The 1,303-nt window shown below is 50.9% G+C and carries 1 protein-coding gene; it reads right to left on the bottom strand.

The window, feature by feature from the left end; genetic code table 11:
• Nucleotides 1–35 precede the first annotated feature (35 nt).
• Nucleotides 36–1,249 (bottom strand): IS3 family transposase gene (locus tag NG99_RS24445; RefSeq protein ID WP_157032699.1). Its coding sequence is split into 2 segments (ribosomal slippage): nucleotides 36–907 and nucleotides 907–1,249, totalling 1,215 coding nucleotides; the frame shifts between segments, so codons are not numbered across the junction.
• Between the last annotated feature and the right edge of the window lie 54 nt (nucleotides 1,250–1,303).

The raw sequence follows: 1,303 nt of genomic DNA, 5'->3' as shown, positions 1-1,303 counted from the left end.
TGACTAGTCCTGATATAGGTTGACACTTTTCAGCCTTAAAACGCCCGATGAACTTCATCGGGCGTTTTGTATTTTAACGACAGATGCGGACGCCGGGTGTTGTAGATTTCCACCGACTCCCTGACCATCTTTCTTGCCTGGACGATATCTTCTGGCCTGGCGAGCAGATACTCCATTTTCAGTATCCCGTTTACCCGCTCCGCCAAAGCATTCTGATAGCAGTCATATCCGTCCGTCATCGAGCAGATGACGCCGTGGCGTTCGTGCAGCGCCTGATATTCACTTGAACAGTACTGGATACCCCGGTCTGAGTGATGTATCAACACAGATGCTGTGCGCCTGCTCATCAGCGCCATTTTGAGCGCGACGGCCACATACCGGGTATGCAGGCTTTCATGCACATGATATCCCACTATTTTTCTCGACCAGGCGTCAGTAACCAGACTCACATACGCCGTTCCCTGACGCAGCGGAAGGTAAGTGATATCCGCGACCCATACCTGTTCCGGGTGGCTGGCAATAACCTGATTTGCTCCTGACTTCAATAAATTAGGGTGACGGTAAAAGCGATGATGGCTGTTTGTCGTTTTATGATACGCACGTTTAGGTATCACCAGTAACCGCGAGCATCGCAGTATCTGGAACAGGCGGTCCCGGCCAACATGCAGCGCCGGTTCCGCCCGTTGTTGCAACAAGTAATGCAACTTACGCGTACCCAACCGCGGCTGTTGTAACCGGATGGCCGTCACTTGTTCAATGATATTTTGGGCCTGTACTTCTCTTCCCCGCTCGCGCTGCAAAGACTGATACCACGCCTGTCGGCTAATCCCCATGAACCGGCAAGCGCGCGTTACTGTGAGTCCCGGCGTTTGTGCTTGCGTGATAACGTGGCCAACTGCTTTTTTGTCAGTGTGGCCCCGAACTCAGTGTTCATGACTTTCACAACCGCTTCAAAAAACTGAGCTTTGACTTCTGATTCAGCGAGTTGCTGTTCAAGCTCTTTAATTCGCTGTTCGGGAGTAAGAGGCATTTTGGGCATGTTAACTCCGCACGTTCTTGCAGGAGAGGTCGAAAGCCAGTCGAGTTGACCGAACTTGCGTAGCCACGTCATGACGGTTTGGCTACCTTGAATACCGTAGCGGTCTTGTGCCTGACGGTAAGTCATTTCACCTTTTTCGACCTGTTCGACAACGGCCAGTTTAAAGGATAGAGGGTAATCGCGTTGTGTGCGTTTAACATATTGCTTCATCACATTTTCCTCAGTGTGCGAGTTAAATGTGTCAACGCTATTTAGGACGGGTCA

The sequence above is a fragment of the Erwinia typographi genome (genome assembly GCF_000773975.1).
In the GTDB taxonomy this organism is placed as follows: domain Bacteria; phylum Pseudomonadota; class Gammaproteobacteria; order Enterobacterales; family Enterobacteriaceae; genus Erwinia; species Erwinia typographi.
The sequence above is the reverse complement of the archived record's forward strand: the minus strand, read 5'-3'. Positions and strand labels throughout refer to the sequence as shown.